The organism is Microvirga roseola (genome assembly GCF_020866965.1).
Classification (GTDB): domain Bacteria; phylum Pseudomonadota; class Alphaproteobacteria; order Rhizobiales; family Beijerinckiaceae; genus Microvirga; species Microvirga roseola.
In genome coordinates, this window is record NZ_JAJATX010000152.1 from 1 (window position 1) to 1315 (window position 1315).

The 1315-nt window shown below is 55.6% G+C and carries 1 protein-coding gene; it reads left to right on the forward strand.

Annotation, left to right across the window (positions count from 1 at the left end):
* Positions 1-899 precede the first annotated feature (899 nt).
* A complete protein-coding gene (locus LG661_RS24605) occupies positions 900-1241 on the forward strand; it encodes a hypothetical protein (protein ID WP_230534627.1) in 342 nt (113 codons plus the stop codon).
* The last annotated feature ends 74 nt before the right edge of the window (positions 1242-1315 follow it).

The window sequence follows — 1315 nt, forward strand, 5'->3', positions numbered from 1 at the left end:
CATTTTGACTTTGCTCAGTGCTGACAATTTAACTTTGCGCCTACAAGGCATTTTCGCGGAACGGGGCGTTATGGAATACACTGCCACGCAATGGTCCGCTCAGGTCAAACTGAGAAGTAGGGCCGAACAAAGGAAGGGCCGCTTTTAGGTCGGCATGAGACCTTTGAGGCACCTAAACTGCCGAAGTGGCCGCTCCCACGATTGGCATCGCTGAAACCGCTCCCTTGCCGAGGGCTCCGAACATTCAATGATCGCAAGCGTGGGATTTCCTTGTCCGTCTAGGGACTTACCTGCTTCTTGGTGGTCGTTGCTACCGAATGCCGCGTATATAAGCCTTCAAGCTGCAGCTTAGCATTCCTATCTATGCTGTAGGCNAATGATCGCAAGCGTGGGATTTCCTTGTCCGTCTAGGGACTTACCTGCTTCTTGGTGGTCGTTGCTACCGAATGCCGCGTATATAAGCCTTCAAGCTGCAGCTTAGCATTCCTATCTATGCTGTAGGCGTAGTCTCCCAGCATAGCATCCGCCTCCACTCCAGCAGATCCAAAGTACGAGTATGTCAAGTGCACCATCGAGCGGCGAGGCCGGCGTTCACGGTCGAAATCAAGCGAAAAAAGTCCAGGTCTCCCCAGGCGCTCGAGACTGTCGAAAGCGATCGGTTGCAAAGTGAGCCGGCGACATCAACTTGTACGTCTTCTGCCCAGGCAGCTTTTAGCTGGGGCGACCTCATCAAGAAAAATCCTGCCCAAGACAGCACCTACTCCCCTCTTGCAGATACTCGTACGGAAGCTCCCGCTACGAAGTTTCGAACCGGGCGCATCCTACCCAATGTGCTGAGCCCTGACTTGCTGGCGGAACGGAGCCAACAGAGGAGCGAGGAGCAGACTGCAGAACGTCGTATGAGGCGAAGCAAGGCCAAGGCAAACAACCCACCAAAACAGATCAAGGCTGCGGCACAGAACAGTACTGAGCATGCCGACCTGTACGAGGCTGCGCTAAAAGATAAGGTCTCCTCTATCAAATCAGTTGCGGCGACTGAACAATTGTCGCCTGAACTGGAGTGGACCGAGGCAGTGGCACCGATCAAGGGCGGAGCCGCCATGTTGGTACAGGATCGAGTGCGAACCAACAGCAAGCGCGGCCTCAATGCTGCCCAGCGCCGGGCCAAGCGGGCTGGCATGCCAGTTTCATTGCGACGTGGGGAGCGCTGGAAGCGGCGCCTGCCCGAAGTGTGCTGGTAGGTGGCCTCTAAAGCCTAGGTGAGCCGAGACTAGGCTCAGGAGTCGTTGATTGAGGTAGAAGGCCACTGAAGCAG